Source organism: Rhizobium aethiopicum, assembly GCF_900094625.1.
Lineage (GTDB): Bacteria > Pseudomonadota > Alphaproteobacteria > Rhizobiales > Rhizobiaceae > Rhizobium > Rhizobium aethiopicum.
Window position 1 is genome coordinate 194,456 of sequence record NZ_FMAJ01000003.1, and the last position, 17,736, is coordinate 212,191.

Here is a 17,736-nt window from a genome sequence, read left to right on the forward strand (position 1 = left end):
GAGCGCGTGGGCGATGTTCATGGAAAAGCTGGTTCGCGAAACCGAACGCCTCTCGCTCATCTGCTCGATGCTCGACACGATGCGGCGCGCCGACGAGGATCGCAATGCGCGCGGCTGGACGTCACCGATCGGCCTGCTGAAAATCACCCGCTCCTGCGCTATGATCTCGGAACTCGGGACGTCGATCGCCAAGGCGGGTTATCGCGAATGTGACAGGACAACGATCGAGGAGATCCTGCGCGAGACCCGGCAGGTGCTGTATTTGCTGCGCGCGCAAGCCGCAGGCTGAGGCTTTTTCAAAAGGCCGCCGATTGCGACAAGCGCCCGGCATCGCAGCATGGCAACACCATTTCGCCAAATTTAAAGGTTCTTGCAATATGAAGGCCCGTGTCAATCGCCGGGCAAAGGGGTTATAGCGCATGCAGACGAAACGTGAGGCGAGCCCCGATCCGGCAGCCCGTCATGAACAGGAAACCATCCCTGTGAGAGCGATGCGCGACCTCGATTTCTCGGAAATCCTCGACGCCGGGCTGCTGCAGAAACAGTGTGACGCCGTTGCCGAAGCCAATCGGAATCGGCCCGACATCATGCGCGCGGATCTTCTGGCGGCGCTGAAAAAGGCCAGCACGGAAGGCCGGCAGAAGGCGCGCGAGGCTCTTGCGGCCGACGGCAGCGGTCTCAACTGCGCCTATCGGATTTCCTGGCTGCAGGACCAGATCATCACTGTCCTCTACAATTTCGCCACCGCCCATATCTTTCCGCTGCAGAAGGACAAGTTCGCGGTCACCGCCGTCGGCGGCTACGGCCGCGACACGCTGGCGCCGGGCTCCGATATCGACCTGCTCTTCCTGTTCCTGCCGAGGCCGGCGGAGGAAACGCACAAGGCGGTCGAGTTCATGCTCTACGTGCTATGGGACATGGGCTTCAAGGTCGGCCATGCTACCCGCACGGTGGAGGAATGCATCGCGCTTGCCAAGTCAGACATGACGATCCGAACCGCCATCCTTGAGATGCGCTATATCTGCGGTCTGCAGCGGCTGGAAACCGAGCTGGAGGCCCGTTTCGACAAGGAAATCGTCACCGGCACCGGCCCCGAATTCATTGCCGCCAAACTGGCCGAGCGCGACGAGCGCCACCGCAAGGCAGGCGACACGCGCTATCTCGTCGAGCCGAATGTCAAGGAGGGCAAGGGCGGGCTTCGCGACCTGCACACGCTGTTCTGGATCTCGAAATATTATTACCATGTGCGCGACCAGGCGGAGCTGGTCAAGCTCGGCGTCTTGTCGAAGCACGAATACCGGCTGCTTGAGAAAGCCGATGATTTTCTCTGGGCGGTGCGCTGCCATATGCACTTCCTGACCGGCAAGGCAGAGGAGCGCCTGTCCTTCGACATCCAGCGCGAGATCGCCGAAGCCTTCGGTTATCACACCCGCCCGGGCCTCTCGGCCGTCGAGCGCTTCATGAAGCATTATTTCCTGGTTGCCAAGGATGTCGGCGATTTGACCCGCATCCTCTGCGCCGCCCTCGAAGACCAGCAGGCCAAGTCAATCCCCGGCCTGACCGGCGTCATCAGCCGCTTCACCCATCGCAACCGCAAGATTGCAGGGAGCGTCGAATTCGTCGAAGACCGCGGCCGCATCGCTCTCGCCAACGCCGATGTCTTCAAGCGCGATCCGGTCAGCATCATCCGGCTCTTCCACGTCGCCGATATCAACGGGCTGGAATTTCATCCGGACGCGCTGAAACGCGTCACCCGTTCGCTCGCGCTGATCGACAACAGGCTCAGGGAAAACGACGAAGCGAACCGCCTGTTCATGTCGATCCTGACGTCGAAGCGCGACCCGGCGCTGATCCTACGGCGGATGAACGAAGCGGGCGTGCTCGGCCGTTTCATCCCCGAATTCGGCAAGATCGTCGCGATGATGCAGTTCAATATGTATCACCATTATACCGTCGACGAGCATCTGATCCGCACCGTCGAGGTTCTCTCCGAGATCGACAAGTCACGCTCGGAGGATCTGCATCCGCTCGCCAACAAGCTGATCTCCGGGGTAGAGGACCGCGAGGCCCTCTATCTCGCCGTTCTGCTCCATGACATCGCCAAGGGCCGCCAGGAGGATCATTCGATTGCCGGCGCCCGCGTCGCCCGCAAGCTCTGCGCCCGCTTCGGCCTATCGCAGAAGCAGACGGAACTGGTCGTCTGGCTCATCGAGGAGCATCTGACGATGTCGATGGTGGCGCAGACCCGCGACCTCACCGACCGCAAGACCATCATCGACTTCGCCGACCGCGTGCAGTCGCTCGACCGGTTGAAGATGCTTCTGATCCTGACGATCTGCGATATTCGCGCCGTCGGCCCCGGCGTCTGGAACGGCTGGAAGGGTCAGCTTCTGCGTACGCTCTATTACGAAACCGAGCTGCTGCTGGCCGGCGGCTTTTCCGAGGTTTCGCGCAAGGAGCGTGCCCATGCCGCCGCCGATGCGCTGCGCGGCGCGCTTTCCGACTGGAGCCAGAAGGACCGCAACACCTATACCAAGCTGCACTACCAGCCCTACCTGCTCTCTGTACCGTTGGAAGACCAGCTCCGCCACGCCCAGTTCATCCGCCAGGCCGACAAGGCAGGCCAGGCGCTCGCCACTATGGTGCGCACCGACAGCTTCCACGCCATCACCGAAATCACCGTGCTGTCGCCCGACCATCCGCGCCTGCTTGCCGTCATCGCCGGCGCCTGTGCTGCGGCCGGCGCCAACATCGTTGACGCACAGATCTTCACGACATCGGACGGACGTGCGCTCGACACGATTCATGTCAGCCGCGAATTTGCCGACGATGCCGATGAGTTGCGCCGCGCCGCCACGATCGGCCGGATGATCGAGGACGTGCTGTCCGGCCGCAAGCGCCTGCCCGAGGTCATCGCCACGCGCGCACGCAACCGCAAGAAAAGCAAGGCCTTCGTCATTCCCCCGTCGGTCAACATCACCAACAGCCTGTCGAACAAGTTCACCGTCATCGAGGTGGAATGCCTCGACCGGCCCGGCCTCTTGTCGGAGATAACAGCAGTGCTCTCCGATCTGTCACTCGACATCCAGTCGGCGCGCATCACCACCTTCGGCGAGAAGGTTATCGACACCTTCTATGTCACCGACCTCGTCGGCCAGAAGATTTCAGGTGACAGCAAGCGCGCCAATATCACCGCCCGGATGAAGGCCGTGATGGCCGAGGAGCAGGACGAGCTGCGCGAGCGCATGCCGTCGGGCATCATCGCACCCGCCGCCACCGCCCGGACGTCGCCCGCAGCCGAAAAGAAAGCCGATTCCCCCGCATGAGCCCGCAAGCATGAGCCTCGTTAAAAAATTCGCGACCGTCGGCGGCGCCACCCTCGGCAGCCGTATCTTCGGCTTCGCCCGTGAAACGCTGATGGCGGCAGCACTCGGCACCGGGCCGATGGCGGACGTCTTCTACGCCGCCTTCCGCTTTCCGAACCTCTTTCGCCGGCTGTTTGCCGAGGGCGCCTTTAACGCCGCCTTCGTGCCGCTCTTTGCCAAGGAGATCGAGGCGAACGGCACGGAAGGGGCCAAGCGTTTTTCGGAAGAAGTCTTCGGCGTGCTGTTTTCGGTGCTGCTCCTCATCACTATCGTGATGGAGCTCTCGATGCCGCTCCTGGTGCGCTTCATCATCGCGCCGGGTTTTGCCGACGACCCCGAGAAATTCTCGATCACCATCCGCATGGCGGCCGTGATGTTCCCCTACCTGATGTGCATGTCGCTGACGGCGATGATGAGCGGCATGCTGAATTCGCTGCATCATTTCTTCGCCGCCGCCATCGCTCCAGTCTTCCTCAACGTGGTGATGATCGGGGCGCTGTTTTATGCGCTCTATACCGGCGCCGATCCGCTGGCGACGGCCTGGTATCTCTCCTGGGGCGTTCTTGCCGCCGGTGTGCTGCAGCTCGCCGTTGTCTATATCGGCGTGCTGGCGGCCGGGATGAGCATCGGCTTCCGGTTTCCGAAAATGACTGCGAATGTCAAGCGGCTGCTGATCCTCGCGGTGCCGGCCGCCGTCACCGGCGGCATCACCCAGATCAACCAGCTGATCGGCCAGGCGATCGCCTCCTCCCGCGACGGCGCAATCGCAGCGCTGCAATATGCCGACCGCATCTATCAGCTGCCGCTCGGCGTTGTCGGCGTCGCCGTCGGCATCGTGCTGCTGCCGGAACTGGCCAGAGCACTGAAGGGCGGGGCGCTGCGGGAGGCCGCAAACCTGCAGAACCGCTCGATCGAATTCGTGCTGTTCCTAACGATCCCCGCCGCCTTCGCGCTCTGGATCCTCTCCGACGAAATCATCCGCGTGCTCTACGAGCGCGGCGCCTTCCATCAGGAAAACACCGCAGTTGTCGGCTCGATCCTGGCGGTCTACGGCATCGGCCTGCCGGCCTTCGTGCTGATCAAGGCGCTGCAGCCGGGCTTTTATGCGCGCGAGGACACCAAGACGCCAATGCGCTTCTCGGCGATCGCGGTTGCGACCAATTGCGCCACGGCGCTCACCCTCTTCCCCTATATGGGCGCGCCCGGCATCGCCGTTGCCGAAGCCACCGCCGGCTGGATCAGCACCGTGCTGCTGTTCAGCACGCTTTTGCGCCGCGGCCATCTCACATGGGAATGGGCGCTGGCAAAACGCACCGTCCTGTTGATCGTCGCTGCTGCAGTGATGGGGGCAGCCATCGTCTTCCTCAAGCAGTATTTTGCGCCCTGGCTTGCCTCCGGCGCGCCGCTTCTGACCAAGATCGGAACGCTGGGCCTGCTGATCGCGATCTCCATGCTTGTCTATTTCGCCGCCGCCTTTCTCATCGGTGGAGCGGATCTCGGCATGATAAGGCGCAATCTGAACCGCAAGCCGGCGCCGGCAAAGGACGGGTGAGGCCGGTCGTACCGCCGTGACGCTGACTACTTTATGGCTGTGGCTTGCGACCAGACAACCATCCATCGTTCGTCATGCCGCTCATACGTGTCAGTGTGCCAGTAGTCGTTGATGGCGACTTTGTGGCCGCCGAAGACAACCTCCAGCTGAGCACGATACCGAAGAACGGCGACCCCGTCATAAAGGCGCACGGCAATGTCAGTGGGCTGCCAGACTAGGTATTTGATCTGCCCGGAGGCGATCGCACCAAGATATTCCTGCTTTGAAAGCGCGGCACCGATTGGCGTTATCAGCTGGAAGTCCGGAGCATGAAGCTGATGCGCCCGAACAATATCGGCGTTCACCAGGGCACGCAGCCTCGCACGCTCCGTTTCGCGAAGAAGGTTGGCCTCACTGATCGGTGAGGATGCGTCTACGGTCGGGATGGTCATGTCCGTTCTCCAATTGAAAGCTAAGGATCAATGCAATTTTCCCAGGAGAGGCGGCGACCATGATGCAGTCACTGGCCGTCGCGTTGCCGGGTATCGCTCTAACTTGAATCTACCGCATCTTGCTTTCCGAAGCGCTAGGTCGGCACCAATCCCAAGTCGATGAGACTTTGAGCGCTGGCGCGGATACATTGCTCTTCTGGGCGTGAGCGCCACCCGAGGACGCTGTGGGCTTTTGCTGCACTGACACTGAGATCGCGATTGAGCTCATGAACAATAGTTCGTGCATTGGGGTCGGATTGCGCCATGACCCTGACGATCTCGTCAGAGACGTCGCCGGACGGCAGACGGGAAGCATGGTCGGGAAAGGAATGGGCAAGAATAGCCACCAGCTCCTTGAGCCAGAAAAACCGTCCACCGATGATGAACCGTTGGCCGCCGGCAGCAGGATTGGTCATCGCTCGAATGTGGGCATCGGCGGTATCGCGCACATCCACGACGGAAAAGCCAAAACGCGGGATACCGTTGAATCGTCCGGTCATCAAATGGTGGATCAATCCAACAGACGTCCCGAAATTCGGCCCAAGCAATGGCCCGAGGATCACGCTTGGGTTGATCACGGTCAGATCGAGACCGACTTCGTGGGCAAAGGCCCAGGCAGCCCGCTCCGTCAGCGTCTTGGATTTGTAATAGGGCGTTGCCCGCGAGCTTTCCGGGTCGGTCCAATTCTCTTCGGTAAAGGGCGCCTGCCCGTCGCCATGGTTGGTGGCAGCTATGGAGGATGTCAGAACCACACGTTTGACTCGTGCCCGATTCGCCTCGCGAAGCACGCGCAACGCACCATCGCGGGCGGTCCGGATCAGGGCATTTTCATTCTCGGGATATCCCGGAGGGAAAGGCGATGCGGTATGAATGACATAGTCGCACCCTTCGACAGCCGCGGCCCAACCGCCATCGCTGTCAAGATCAGCCTGCACCAAACTCAGGTTCTGCAGTTGCCCGTCGGTGTGCGTTCCAAGCTGAGTTACTATCGCAGCGCTTGTACTGATACGGCGCAGACTTCCTCTGACCCGATACCCCTGCTTGAGCAATTGCAAGGCAATGTGGCCAGCGAGAAATCCGCCAATGCCGGTCACCAGTACGGTGGAATCACTAGAATTATCTGACTTGATACTCACGGGTATCTCCTGATTGCGCACCGATGCGCCGCTATCGCATTAGACAGATAATCATTATTTGTCTACTCGTCTTTTGACAGCATGGTCACGAAATGACAATCTGTCCAAATGACGCAGAATGACCGAAAAATTTCCCAAATCCTGGATGCTGCCTTGCCTGTGTTCGTGCGGTTTGGCTTTCGCAAGACTGCCATGGCCGACATTGCGCGCGCCGCAGGAATTTCGCGAGCATCGCTCTATCTGAGCTTCAACAGCAAGGAAGAGCTTTTCCGAGCCGGTTCCATGCGAGCGCATACTCGCGCACTGGATAAGGTGGCAGCGGCTCTGGCAGGACAGCGAAACAACACCTTTGACCGCATGGAAATGGCCATAGCGGTGTTTCAGCGGGAATTAATCGCCCCTTTTGGCAACAGTTCCGATGCAGAAGAACTGTTTGCCGCCAATATGGCCTTGGCTGCGGATATCACACTCGACGCGCGGGCACGACTATTGACTATGCTGACACAGACGCTGAATGCCGCCGCGGAAACCAAGGAAATCGATCTCGAACCGCTGCAGGCCTCGCCTGTACAACTGGCCAATATCATGATGGCTGCAATGGATGGGATCAAACACGCGCAATGGAATGGTTCCAGCCTTGATGAGGATACAAAATTATTCATGCGCCTCCTACGGGTGGCGGTGACGCCCCGGAGCGACCAATCGAGCCAGTCGCGGTAGGTCTTCTCACCGCCGCCCAATCGGCGACCCTTAAAGCGGAATGGTAAAACGCGGGCCGAATGATTCCTCAGCAGTCGACCCATCGCCTCGGCGCCCCGACATCGACATGGACGATGCCGTTGCAATAGGTGCCGATGCCGCCGATTCCGGGCGCGCTTCTTGCGGCAGCGACGATCGTTTTCTCCGAGAGGCCGGGGATCCTGATATCGGCAGCCAGGCATTTTCCGTGCAGGGAGCCGTGGCGGCGGGGATGCGGCCGGTGGCCCGAGGTTATCATCGGCCGGCGGCCGGTCTTTGCGGCGATATGTGACAGGACTGCGCGAAGACGCGCGGGAAAACAGCCGGCACGGACGCTGACGGTTTGGACCGTGTAGGCAAGGCGTGCCTCATGCTTGGAAAGATGAATCGCCGGCCTCTTGCTGTCTTGACCGACGGCGCCGGTTGCGGATTGTAGGGCGAAAAGGCCTGCCATGGCGAGCAAACTGACGTTGTGCATGGTCCCCTCCGGGCGGTTAGCCTGGCGACCGATCGGCCGCCAGCGCGCGGGCGAGGATTTTCAGTTCAATAAAAGCTTTTCTGTGAAATTTTATACTCAATTTGAACTAGAGGCGCTGATCAATTCGGCTTAAAAATGAGCCTTCCTCGCGTTCTAGGTGGAATAAACATCCAAACCAGGGGGTCCGCATGACGATTCAGTCTCTATTCCTCGTCACCCTTGTCGTCGACGATTACGAGCGTGCCAAGACATTTTATTGCGATGGCCTCGGTTTCGACTGCCTTCAGGACGAGCCGCAGCCAGAGGGCAAACGGTGGGTGGTCGTGAAACCGAAAGGTGGGGATGGCGCCGCCTTTCTGCTGGCGCAGGCGGCAAACGAGACGCAGCGCGCGGCCATCGGCAACCAGACGGGCGGTCGCGTCGGCTTTTTCCTGAAGACCGACGATTTCGCGCGCGATCATGCCGCAATGCTCAGCGCCGGCGTGCGCTTTCTGGAAGAGCCGCGGCATGAGGTTTACGGGACGGTCGCGGTCTTTGCGGATCCCTATGGCAACACCTTCGATCTGATCCAGCATGCCGCAGCCTGAACCCCTTGATTGCGGCGGGTTGCCCGTGCATAAGCCGCGGCGTTAGCAACATAGGCGAAGAAACCCGCTGCATAATTCCTAAACCGGAATCGAATTAGGAATTATGCAGCAAATCGAAATGTTACAGCGTCCTTTGCGCGTCTGAAAAGACGCGCGGCGCTGTAGGCCCTCCACCAGCCTATTGAGGACGACATGAGCGAATTCAAGAAACTCGTATTCTCCGGCGTGCAGCCGACCGGCAATCTGCATCTCGGCAACTATCTCGGCGCGATCCGCCGGTTCGTGGCGCTGCAGGAAGGCAATGACTGCATCTATTGCGTCGTCGACATGCATGCGCTCACCGCCCAGCTGGTGCACGAGGACATGCCGAGCCAGACGCGCTCGATCGCCGCCGCCTTCATCGCCGCCGGCATCGATCCGGAAAAACATATCGTCTTCAACCAGTCGGCCGTTCCGCAGCATGCGGAACTTGCCTGGATCTTCAATTGCGTCGCCCGCATTGGCTGGATGAACCGCATGACGCAGTTCAAGGACAAGGCAGGCAAGGACCGCGAGCAGGCTTCGCTCGGTCTCTACGCCTATCCGAGCCTGATGGCTGCCGACATTCTCGTCTACCGCGCCACCCATGTGCCGGTTGGCGAGGACCAGAAGCAGCATCTGGAGCTTGCCCGCGACATCGCGATGAAGTTCAACCTCGATTATGCCGAGCATATTCGCAAGAGCGGCTACGGCATCGACATCACCGTCGGCGACGAGCCGGTGCATGCCTATTTCCCGATGGTCGAACCGCTGATCGGCGGACCGGCGCCGCGCGTCATGTCGCTGCGCGACGGCACCAAGAAAATGTCAAAGTCCGATCCCTCCGACCTTTCGCGCATCAATCTGATGGACGACGAGGAGGCGATCTCGAAGAAGATCCGCAAAGCCAAGACTGATCCGGACGGCTTGCCGAGCGAGGTCGACGGACTGCAGGGCCGGCCGGAAGCCGACAATCTGGTGGCGATCTATGCGGCGCTCGCCGACAAATCGAAGGCAGAGGTGCTGGCCGAATTCGGCGGCCAGCAATTCTCCGTCTTCAAGCCGGCGCTGGTCGATCTCGCCATCCATGTGCTGGCGCCGATCACCGGCGAGATGCGCCGGTTGATGGCCGATACCAGCCATATCGATGCGATCCTGCGCAATGGCGGCGAACGGGCGAGAGCCCGAGCCGAGGCGACGATGAGCCAGGTGCGCGACGTCATCGGCTTCCTTTACTGAGACGCATATTCGCTTCTGGCTTCGGGTGAGAGGCGGATCTTGCTCAGAGGCAGAGGCGCGAAAAACTGCGCTTGCAATTTTTCCGCTTCGGGTGTCAGAGTCCGCGCCATGGTATCGAAGCGACTCTCACGGCTCGAAGGTCATCGCCGCAAGTTCATGGCAGTGATCGACGGGACACCCGAATGCCAGCGCGCCGTTCATTATGCCGGCCGGCGCGCGAAAAATTCCAATGGCGGCCTTGTGCTGCTCTATGTGATCCCCAACGGCGATTTCCAGCAATGGCTCGGCGTCGAGGAGATCATGCGGGCCGAGGCGCGCGAGGAGGCCGAGGCAATCGTCGCAAAGATCGCCCAGATCGTGCGAGAGACGATCGGCATCGAGCCTGAGGTCGTCATCCGCGAAGGCAGTGCGGCCGAGCAGATCAACGCCGTGATCGAGGAAGACCGCGATGTGGCCATCCTCGTTCTGGCCGCCGGCTCGGCGAAAGAGGGTCCGGGACCGCTGGTTTCGTCGGTCGCCGGACGTGGGGCGGCGTTTCCGATTCCCGTGACCGTACTGCCGGATACGCTGACCAACGAGGAAATCGACGCCCTCTGCTGAGCCTATTTCTTGAGTGCAAGTCTCTTGATTAGATCAGGCAATGGGCTTATCTTCTTTTGAAGAATTCTAAAGACGGCCGAGGTCTCGCGCCTGCCGCATGGAGAACCAGATGTTCATTCAGACCGAAGCCACGCCGAACCCCGCCACGCAGAAATTCCTGCCGGGCAAGGTCGTCATGGAAAACGGCACCGCCGAGTTCCGCAGCGCGGAAGAGGCCGAGGCCTCGCCGCTCGCCGCCCGCCTGTTCGAAATTCCAGGCGTCACCGGCGTCTATTTTGGCTATGATTTCATTTCCGTCTCCAAAGACAATGCCGAGTGGCAGCATCTTAAGCCGGCTATCCTTGGCTCGATCATGGAGCATTTCATGTCCGGCAAACCGGTCATGGGCGATGCCTCCATCCTTTCCGAGGACGCCGATGCCGGCGATGAGTTCTTTGATGAAGGCGACGAATCGATCGTGCTGACCATCAAGGAGCTTCTGGAAACACGCGTGCGCCCAGCCGTCGCCCAGGACGGCGGCGATATCACCTTCCGCGGCTTCAAGGACGGCAAGGTCTATCTGAACATGAAAGGTTCCTGCTCCGGCTGCCCGTCTTCGACGGCGACGCTGAAGCACGGCGTTCAGAACCTGCTGCGCCATTTCGTTCCCGAAGTGCAGGAAGTGATTGCCGCTTAAAATCTCGAATTCGTCCCGGCGTTCATGTCAGGTTCTGCTGGGCGGGTTTATGGTTATGCGACAACAGTTTATTCGGAAATTGATGGCATGATCGTTCTGGCGCTCGACACCGCAGGTGTGGATTGCGCTGCCGCCGTCTATGACAGCGGCAGGAATACGGTGCTGGGGGAGGCATCGGACATGATCGGCAAGGGGCACGCTGAACATCTGATTGGTATTGTCGACCGCGCACTCACGCAGGCGGGAATGGCGCTGTCCGATATCGACCGCCTTGCCGTCACGGTCGGCCCCGGCTCCTTCACCGGTATCCGCGTCGGCGTTGCCGCAGCCCGCGGTTTCGCGCTTTCCCTCAATGTGCCTGTCGTCGGCGTCACTACGCTCGAGGTGATGGCATCAGCCCAGCGCGAAAAGACGCCCGGCCGCGCGGTGCTGGCGGCGATGGACGCCAAGCGCGACGAAATCTATCTCCAGTCCTTTGCGGCCGACGGCGCGCCGCTCGATGCGCCACGGGCGGCAAGCGTCGCCGAGGCCCAGGCTTTCGCCGCCGGCTTCGACGGCGAGATCACCGGTTCGGCAACGTCGCTGCTGAAGGCCGGCGCCGATGGCGATCACGTCAATGTCTTTCCGATTTCGGTGGTGGCGCGCCTCGGCGCTGCCGCCTCGGCCGATGCCGGAAAGCCGAAGCCCCTTTATCTGCGCGGACCGGATGCCAAGCCGCAGGCCGGATATGCGATTGCGCGACGAGTGTGACCATGCTGGAAGCCTATCTGACGCTGAAGCCGGAATTCGAAATCATCGCCATGGAGCGCGAGGATTGCCGCGACGTCGCCGTCCTGCACGGCGAGCGTTTCGCCCGGCCGTGGGGCGACGGCGAATTCCACAGTCTGCTTTCGCAGGAAACCGTGTTCGGCTTTGTCGCGCGGCAGACCAATGCCATCCTGAAAAAACCCCTGCCCGGCTTTATCCTTGCCCGCCAAGTCGCCGGCGAGGCCGAAATCCTGACCGTTGCGGTGCAGGCGAAGGTCGCCCGCTCCGGGCTCGGCTGGCGGCTGATGCAGGCAGCGATGCGCGAGGCGCGGGCGCGTGGCGGCGAGACCATGTTTCTCGAGGTCGACAACGGCAATACGGCGGCTCTCGGCCTCTATCGCAAGCTCGGCTTTGAAAAAGTCGGCGAGCGCCAGGGCTATTACAAACAGGAAAACGGCGCCCTTTCCACGGCGCTTGTCATGAAGCGCGTTCTTCGATAGTTCCCTGGCGGAGAGATGACATGCGGCCCGGCGCAATGGCAGCGCAGGCATTGTCGAAACACGAATATCTCTAGAGGCGGCCATGACCGATGTAGCCAAGACCCTTGAGGAGCTTTGCGTCGAACGCGGCATGCGCATGACCGAACAGCGCCGCGTGATCGCGCGCATCCTCGAGGATTCGGAAGACCATCCCGACGTCGAAGAGCTTTACCGCCGATCGGTGAAGGTCGACGCGAAGATCTCGATCTCGACTGTCTATCGCACCGTCAAGCTGTTCGAGGATGCCGGCATCATTGCCCGCCACGACTTCCGCGACGGGCGCTCGCGCTACGAAACGGTGCCGGAAGAACATCACGATCACCTCATCGACCTGAAGACCGGCACGGTCATCGAATTCCGCTCGCCGGAGATCGAGGCGCTGCAGGAGCGTATCGCCCGCGAGCACGGCTTCCAGCTGGTCGACCACCGCCTGGAGCTCTACGGCATTCCATTGAAGAAGGAAGATCTCTGAAGCGATGGCAGCCCCGGAGTGCCGCATTTGATCGCCTGGCTGCGCATCGCCTCTGCTGCGGTCGTCATCCTGGCCGTCAGCATCGTACTCGTGCCGCTGCAGGTGCTGGCGCTGCACTTCGACTGGCGGTTGCGCCGTTGGCTTCCGCGCGTCTGGCATCGCATCGTCTGCTATTGCCTCGGCATTCGCGTCCGCGTGACCGGCAGGCTGGAAAACCGCCGGCCGCTGATGCTCTGTTCCAACCATTCCTCCTGGATGGACATCATGGTGATGTCGGCCGTTGCCGACGTCGCCTTTATCGCCAAGATCGAGGTGCGCGACTGGCCGATCTTCGGCACGCTCGCCAAACTGCAGAAAAGCGTTTTCGTCGTGCGTGAGGAAAAGCGCAAGACCGGCCATCAGGCGAACGAGATCGCCGGGCGCATGGCCAACGGCGAGATCGTCGTGCTCTTTCCCGAGGGGACGACGTCGGACGGCAACCGGCTGCTGGACGTCAAGTCCTCTCTGTTCGGCGCAGCTGCGATGGCCGTGCCCACTTCGCCGACCGGAACGGTCGTGGTGCAGCCGGTGGCTATCGCCTACACCCGGGTGCACGGTATCGCCATGGGGCGCTATCATCGCCCGCTCGCTGCCTGGCCGGGCGATATCGAGCTCCTGCCGCACCTTATCGATATCGTGCGATGCGGTGCCATCGATGCGGAGGTTTCCTTCGGCGAGGCGGTAGAATACCGCGCCGACACCAAGCGCAAGGAAGTGAGTGCGACGATCGCTCTCCGCATCCGCAACCTGCTCAACAGCTGCCTGCGCGGGCGTGAAATCTCCTGAAGCCTTTCCGTTTTTCTTCGAATTGCGGGAATGCTCCATCTCATTGTTTCCGCACAAATCCGCTGCACATTTTTGCTGGACTTGCTCGAAAACAAGATTTCGATTTTCTCGGGCGGCAAAAACCACTAAATAGCGCGCCATGACACAGGACAGCGCCCTTCTTCAGGCCCCGGAGGTTTCTCTCCGCGATGGCAGCAACAGCCGCAAAGTCTTCATCAAGACCTACGGCTGCCAGATGAACGTCTACGATTCCACACGCATGAGCGATGCGCTCGCCCGCGACGGTTACGAGCCGACGGAAGATATGGAAGAGGCTGACCTCGTCCTCCTCAACACCTGCCATATAAGAGAGAAGGCGGCCGAGAAGGTTTATTCGGCGCTCGGACGGCTGCGCGAGATGAAAAAGAAGAAGGCGGCGGACGGCCGGGAGATGATGATCGGCGTTGCCGGCTGCGTCGCCCAGGCCGAAGGCGAGGAGATCCTGCGCCGCGCACCGGCCGTCGACGTCGTCATCGGCCCGCAGACCTACCACCGCCTGCCGGAGGCGCTGCGCCGGGCCAAGGAGGGCCAGCGCATCGTCGATACGGAATATGCGATCGAGGATAAGTTCGAGCATCTGCCGATTGCCGAGAGCCGCAAGATCCGCGCCCGCGGCGTCACCGCCTTCCTGACGGTGCAGGAGGGCTGCGACAAGTTCTGCACCTTCTGCGTCGTGCCCTATACGCGCGGTTCGGAAGTGTCGCGGCCGGTTTCCCAGATCGTCGAGGAGGCCGAAAAGCTGGTCGAGGGGGGCGTGCGCGAAATCACCCTGCTTGGCCAGAACGTCAATGCCTGGCATGGCGCAGGACCCGGCGGCGAGGCGTGGAGCCTCGGCGACCTCCTCTACCGCCTTGCCGAGATCCCCGGCCTTGCCCGGCTGCGTTATACCACAAGCCACCCGCGCGACATGGACGACCGGCTGATCGAGGCCCATCGCGACCTGAGGGCGCTGATGCCCTATCTGCACCTGCCGGTGCAATCGGGCTCCGACAGGATCCTCAAAGCGATGAACCGGCGCCACACGGCGGCCGAATATCTCGCTTTGATCGGGCGCATCCGCGCGGTGCGGCCCGACATTGCGCTATCGGGCGATTTCATCACCGGTTTTCCGGGGGAGACAGATGCCGATTTTGAGGATACACTCGGACTTGTGGCGGAGGTTCGCTATGCGCAGGCCTTCTCGTTCAAATACTCTACTCGGCCGGGTACGCCCGGCGCGGAACTGAAGGACCAGGTGCCGGAAGAGATCAAGGCAGAACGGCTGGAACGCCTGCAAGCGCTTCTTCTGAAGCAGCAGCAGGAATTTGCCGAATCCTGCATCGGCAAGGAGATCGATCTGCTGCTCGAAAAGCCCGGCCGCATGCCCGGCCAACTGATCGGACGCTCGCCCTGGCTTCAATCCGTGAATGTTGATGCAAAAGCATCGCAAATCGGTGACATTATCAAAGTGCGAATCACCGGAACCGGAACGAACAGCCTGTTTGCCGAACGCGCAGAGGCTGCGGTCTAACCCAAGGAGCCCGACCGCTTGAACGGACAAGAATTGGTTTCTTCTTCACCGCGCCACCCCCGCCCGCCGAGCGACACCAATCACTTCGTCCTGACGTTCGAGAACAATCGGTTCGCCAGCGAACTTTTCGGCCAGTTCGACCAGAACCTCAAGCTGCTCGAGGAGCGGCTGAATATCGATGCGCGGGCGCGCGGCAATTCCGTCGTCATCTCGGGTGATGTCGTCACCACCAACCAAGCGCGGCGCACGCTCGATTATCTCTATGAAAAGCTTCAGAAAGGCGGCAGCGTGGAACGATCCGACGTCGAGGGAGCAATCCGCATGGCGGTCGCCGCCGACGATCAGCTCAGCCTTCCCACCATGGAGCGCAAGGCCAAGCTGACGATGGCGCAGATCTCGACGCGCAAGAAGACGATCATCGCACGCACGCCGACTCAGGACGCCTATATCAGGGCGCTCGAACGCGCCGAACTCGTCTTCGGCGTCGGCCCGGCCGGCACCGGCAAGACCTATCTCGCCGTCGCGCATGCCGCCCAGCTGCTGGAGCGCGGCGCGGTGGAGAAGATCATCCTGTCGCGCCCGGCGGTCGAGGCCGGCGAGCGCCTCGGCTTCCTGCCCGGCGACATGAAGGAAAAGGTCGATCCCTATCTTCGTCCGCTCTATGACGCACTTTACGACATGATCCCGGCAGACAAGGTCGACCGGGCGATCACCGCCGGCGTCATCGAAATTGCGCCGCTGGCCTTCATGCGCGGCCGCACGCTCGCCAACGCCGCCATCATCCTCGACGAGGCGCAGAATACGACGTCGATGCAGATGAAGATGTTCCTGACACGTCTCGGCGAAAATGCCCGCATGATCGTGACCGGCGACCCGAGTCAGATCGACCTGCCGCGCGGCGTCAAATCCGGCCTCGTCGAAGCCCTGGAACTGCTGAACGGCGTCGAGGGCATCTCGATCGTGCGCTTCAAGGATACCGACGTCGTACGCCACCCGCTGGTCGGCCGCATCGTCAGAGCCTATGACGCCACCTATCTTGTCGAAGCCGAAGAAATCGGCCGGCAGGACTGATGGCCGAACTCGACATCCAGATCAGCATCGAGAATATCGGCTGGCCGGGCGAGGAGACGCTGCTGGTCTTTTGCGAGCGCGTCCTCGGCGCGGCGGTGGTTTATCTCAGCGACAGCGAGAAGCAGCCCTTTCCGAAGATGCCGCCCGAGGTCTCGCTTGTTTTCACCGACGATGCCTCGATCCAGGACATCAACGCCGAGTGGCGCGGCAAGGACAAGGCGACCAACGTGCTCTCCTTTCCCGCCTTTCCGGTTCAACCCGGCAAGATGCCCGGTCCGATGCTCGGCGACATCATCATCGCCCGGGAGACGGTGGAGCGCGAAGCCCATGAGCTCGAAAAGAGTTTCGACGATCACCTGACCCATCTTCTGGTCCATGGTTTCTTGCATCTTCTCGGCTACGACCATATGAATAATGCCGAAGCCGAAATTATGGAGGGGCTGGAGACTCGCATTTTGGCGCAGCTCGGCCTATCTGATCCCTATGAGGGTCAAGACCTTAAAATGGAACCATGAGCGACTTTACGACGAAGCCGGCGGCAGACGCCAAGGACTCCGAGCCATCCTCTTCTTCTGACGAGGCGGGCAGTAGTAGTCGGCCATCCGGCCGATCCCAATCCTTCTGGTCGCGCGCCGCCCGCATTCTCCGCCCGCAACAGGGCTCGCGGCTGCGCGAGGACCTTGCCGACGCGCTGATGACCGATGCGGCCGGCGACGACGCCTTTTCGCCCGACGAACGGGCAATGCTGCACAATATCCTGCGCTTTCGCGAAGTGCGCGTCGCCGACGTGATGGTGCCACGCGCCGATATCGAGGCGGTGGACCAGAACATCACAATCGGCGAGCTGATGATCCTTTTCGAGGAATCCGGCCGCTCGCGCATGCCCGTCTATGCCGATACGCTCGACGATCCGCGCGGCATGGTGCATATCCGCGACCTGCTCTCCTATGTCGCCAAGCAGGCGCGCAACAAACGCCGCGGCCCGGCAAAGCCGGCCGTTGCAGGGCCGGCGATCGAAGTCGCGCCCGAACACATCCAGAAGCCGCCGCGTTCGGTCAAGCCGAATTTCGATCTTGCCCGGGTCGACCTGCAGAAGACGCTGGCCGAGGCCGGCATCATCCGCAAGATCCTGTTCGTGCCGCCGTCGATGCTGGCCTCCGACCTCCTGCGCCGCATGCAGGTGAACCGCACGCAGATGGCGCTCGTCATCGACGAATATGGCGGCACCGACGGTCTCGCCTCGCACGAGGACATCGTCGAGATGGTGGTCGGCGACATCGATGATGAACATGACGACGAAGAGGTGATGTTCAAGCGCGTCGCTGAAGACGTCTTCGTCGCCGATGCCCGCGTCGAGCTGGAAGAGATCGCCGAAGCGATCGGACCGGATTTCGACATCAGCGAACAGGTCGATGAGGTCGATACGCTCGGCGGGCTGATTTTCTCCGCGCTCGGCCGCATCCCCGTGCGCGGCGAAGTGGTCCAGGCCCTGCCGAATTTCGAGTTCCACATCCTCGACGCCGATCCGCGCCGCATCAAGCGGCTGCGCATCACCCGCAAGCGCCACGCGATCCGCCGTCGCGCCAAGGAGGCTGGCGACATCACGCCCGGCTCCGAAGCGAGCGACGACCGGCCTGCCGAATCGACCGCAAACTAGCGGATCACCCGCACATC

The 17,736-nt window shown here is 61.4% G+C and carries 19 protein-coding genes; 16 read left to right on the forward strand and 3 right to left on the reverse strand.

The window, feature by feature from the left end:
* Nucleotides 1-13 precede the first annotated feature (13 nt).
* The 3 genes from GA0061105_RS08015 (at nt 14) to murJ (ending at nt 4,917) form a co-directional block, all read left to right on the forward strand.
* Entirely contained in the window at nt 14-289 is a 276-nt protein-coding gene (locus GA0061105_RS08015) for a hypothetical protein (RefSeq protein ID WP_064693572.1), read from the forward strand.
* A gap of 130 nt (nt 290-419) precedes the next feature.
* Entirely contained in the window at nt 420-3,326 is a 2,907-nt protein-coding gene (locus tag GA0061105_RS08020) for a [protein-PII] uridylyltransferase (protein WP_092749290.1), read from the forward strand.
* 10 nt (nt 3,327-3,336) lie between these two features.
* On the forward strand, nt 3,337-4,917 hold the full coding sequence (gene murJ, locus GA0061105_RS08025) for a murein biosynthesis integral membrane protein MurJ (RefSeq protein ID WP_092749292.1): 1,581 nt from the start codon (nt 3,337-3,339) through the stop codon (nt 4,915-4,917).
* Nucleotides 4,918-4,943: 26 nt separating this feature from the next.
* Here murJ and GA0061105_RS08030 read toward each other — a convergent pair whose 3' ends face one another.
* Nucleotides 4,944-5,348, reverse strand: coding sequence for a nuclear transport factor 2 family protein (locus tag GA0061105_RS08030; RefSeq protein WP_092749294.1), 405 nt, complete (start codon nt 5,346-5,348; stop codon nt 4,944-4,946).
* Between the two features lie 134 nt (nt 5,349-5,482).
* Entirely contained in the window at nt 5,483-6,523 is a 1,041-nt protein-coding gene (locus GA0061105_RS08035; RefSeq protein ID WP_092749296.1) for an SDR family oxidoreductase, read from the reverse strand.
* A 108-nt stretch (nt 6,524-6,631) separates the two neighbouring features.
* On the opposite strand from GA0061105_RS08035, the gene GA0061105_RS08040 reads away from it, so the two are divergent.
* Complete coding sequence (locus GA0061105_RS08040) at nt 6,632-7,243, forward strand: TetR/AcrR family transcriptional regulator (protein WP_092749297.1); 612 nt, start codon at nt 6,632-6,634, stop codon at nt 7,241-7,243.
* Nucleotides 7,244-7,310: 67 nt separating this feature from the next.
* Here GA0061105_RS08040 and GA0061105_RS08045 read toward each other — a convergent pair whose 3' ends face one another.
* On the reverse strand, nt 7,311-7,739 hold the full coding sequence (locus GA0061105_RS08045; protein ID WP_092749299.1) for a YcbK family protein: 429 nt from the start codon (nt 7,737-7,739) through the stop codon (nt 7,311-7,313).
* Between the two features lie 188 nt (nt 7,740-7,927).
* Here GA0061105_RS08045 and GA0061105_RS08050 point away from each other — a divergent pair, with 188 nt between their 5' ends.
* From GA0061105_RS08050 to GA0061105_RS08105, 12 genes are all read left to right on the forward strand, one after another.
* Nucleotides 7,928-8,326 carry a VOC family protein gene (locus tag GA0061105_RS08050; protein ID WP_092749301.1) on the forward strand — a complete coding sequence of 133 codons (399 nt, stop codon included), beginning with the start codon at nt 7,928-7,930 and terminating at the stop codon, nt 8,324-8,326.
* Between the two features lie 192 nt (nt 8,327-8,518).
* Nucleotides 8,519-9,583, forward strand: a complete 1,065-nt coding sequence (trpS, locus tag GA0061105_RS08055) for a tryptophan--tRNA ligase (protein ID WP_064693564.1) — start codon at nt 8,519-8,521, stop codon at nt 9,581-9,583.
* 108 nt (nt 9,584-9,691) lie between these two features.
* Nucleotides 9,692-10,183: a universal stress protein gene (locus GA0061105_RS08060; protein WP_064693563.1), complete on the forward strand. Its 492-nt coding sequence runs from the start codon at nt 9,692-9,694 to the stop codon at nt 10,181-10,183.
* Nucleotides 10,184-10,292: 109 nt separating this feature from the next.
* Nucleotides 10,293-10,859 carry a NifU family protein gene (locus GA0061105_RS08065; protein ID WP_064693562.1) on the forward strand — a complete coding sequence of 189 codons (567 nt, stop codon included), beginning with the start codon at nt 10,293-10,295 and terminating at the stop codon, nt 10,857-10,859.
* Nucleotides 10,860-10,946: 87 nt separating this feature from the next.
* Nucleotides 10,947-11,609: a tRNA (adenosine(37)-N6)-threonylcarbamoyltransferase complex dimerization subunit type 1 TsaB gene (gene tsaB / locus GA0061105_RS08070; RefSeq protein WP_092749303.1), complete on the forward strand. Its 663-nt coding sequence runs from the start codon at nt 10,947-10,949 to the stop codon at nt 11,607-11,609.
* A 2-nt stretch (nt 11,610-11,611) separates the two neighbouring features.
* Nucleotides 11,612-12,106: a GNAT family N-acetyltransferase gene (locus tag GA0061105_RS08075; RefSeq protein WP_064693560.1), complete on the forward strand. Its 495-nt coding sequence runs from the start codon at nt 11,612-11,614 to the stop codon at nt 12,104-12,106.
* Nucleotides 12,107-12,188: 82 nt separating this feature from the next.
* Entirely contained in the window at nt 12,189-12,617 is a 429-nt protein-coding gene (locus GA0061105_RS08080; protein WP_064693559.1) for a Fur family transcriptional regulator, read from the forward strand.
* 27 nt (nt 12,618-12,644) lie between these two features.
* Nucleotides 12,645-13,442 (forward strand): lyso-ornithine lipid O-acyltransferase, encoded by a 798-nt coding sequence (gene olsA, locus GA0061105_RS08085; RefSeq protein ID WP_092749742.1) that lies wholly within the window; start codon nt 12,645-12,647, stop codon nt 13,440-13,442.
* A gap of 139 nt (nt 13,443-13,581) precedes the next feature.
* The gene (gene miaB, locus GA0061105_RS08090) at nt 13,582-14,991 is read left to right on the forward strand and encodes a tRNA (N6-isopentenyl adenosine(37)-C2)-methylthiotransferase MiaB (protein WP_092749305.1); all 1,410 of its coding nucleotides are present in this window, start codon (nt 13,582-13,584) and stop codon (nt 14,989-14,991) included.
* 18 nt (nt 14,992-15,009) lie between these two features.
* Nucleotides 15,010-16,062 (forward strand): PhoH family protein, encoded by a 1,053-nt coding sequence (locus GA0061105_RS08095; protein WP_064693557.1) that lies wholly within the window; start codon nt 15,010-15,012, stop codon nt 16,060-16,062.
* Entirely contained in the window at nt 16,062-16,577 is a 516-nt protein-coding gene (ybeY, locus tag GA0061105_RS08100) for an rRNA maturation RNase YbeY (protein WP_064693556.1), read from the forward strand. The genes GA0061105_RS08095 and ybeY overlap by 1 nt, the downstream gene beginning before the upstream one ends.
* The gene (locus tag GA0061105_RS08105) at nt 16,574-17,719 is read left to right on the forward strand and encodes a hemolysin family protein (protein ID WP_064693555.1); all 1,146 of its coding nucleotides are present in this window, start codon (nt 16,574-16,576) and stop codon (nt 17,717-17,719) included. Before ybeY ends, GA0061105_RS08105 begins: the two co-directional genes overlap by 4 nt.
* Nucleotides 17,720-17,736 lie beyond the last annotated feature (17 nt).

Bases quoted from the DNA above. Each gene is read 5' to 3' on its own strand.
- GA0061105_RS08015 (WP_064693572.1), top strand. From the start codon at position 14: ATGTTCATGGAAAAGCTGGTTCGCGAAACCGAACGCCTCTCGCTCATC.
- GA0061105_RS08020 (WP_092749290.1), top strand. From the start codon at position 420: ATGCAGACGAAACGTGAGGCGAGCCCCGATCCGGCAGCCCGTCATGAA.
- murJ (WP_092749292.1), top strand. From the start codon at position 3,337: ATGAGCCTCGTTAAAAAATTCGCGACCGTCGGCGGCGCCACCCTCGGC.
- GA0061105_RS08030 (WP_092749294.1), bottom strand. From the start codon at position 5,348: ATGACCATCCCGACCGTAGACGCATCCTCACCGATCAGTGAGGCCAAC.
- GA0061105_RS08040 (WP_092749297.1), top strand. From the start codon at position 6,632: ATGACGCAGAATGACCGAAAAATTTCCCAAATCCTGGATGCTGCCTTG.
- GA0061105_RS08045 (WP_092749299.1), bottom strand. From the start codon at position 7,739: ATGCACAACGTCAGTTTGCTCGCCATGGCAGGCCTTTTCGCCCTACAA.
- GA0061105_RS08050 (WP_092749301.1), top strand. From the start codon at position 7,928: ATGACGATTCAGTCTCTATTCCTCGTCACCCTTGTCGTCGACGATTAC.
- trpS (WP_064693564.1), top strand. From the start codon at position 8,519: ATGAGCGAATTCAAGAAACTCGTATTCTCCGGCGTGCAGCCGACCGGC.
- GA0061105_RS08060 (WP_064693563.1), top strand. From the start codon at position 9,692: ATGGTATCGAAGCGACTCTCACGGCTCGAAGGTCATCGCCGCAAGTTC.
- GA0061105_RS08065 (WP_064693562.1), top strand. From the start codon at position 10,293: ATGTTCATTCAGACCGAAGCCACGCCGAACCCCGCCACGCAGAAATTC.
- tsaB (WP_092749303.1), top strand. From the start codon at position 10,947: ATGATCGTTCTGGCGCTCGACACCGCAGGTGTGGATTGCGCTGCCGCC.
- GA0061105_RS08075 (WP_064693560.1), top strand. From the start codon at position 11,612: ATGCTGGAAGCCTATCTGACGCTGAAGCCGGAATTCGAAATCATCGCC.
- GA0061105_RS08080 (WP_064693559.1), top strand. From the start codon at position 12,189: ATGACCGATGTAGCCAAGACCCTTGAGGAGCTTTGCGTCGAACGCGGC.
- miaB (WP_092749305.1), top strand. From the start codon at position 13,582: ATGACACAGGACAGCGCCCTTCTTCAGGCCCCGGAGGTTTCTCTCCGC.
- ybeY (WP_064693556.1), top strand. From the start codon at position 16,062: ATGGCCGAACTCGACATCCAGATCAGCATCGAGAATATCGGCTGGCCG.
- GA0061105_RS08105 (WP_064693555.1), top strand. From the start codon at position 16,574: ATGAGCGACTTTACGACGAAGCCGGCGGCAGACGCCAAGGACTCCGAG.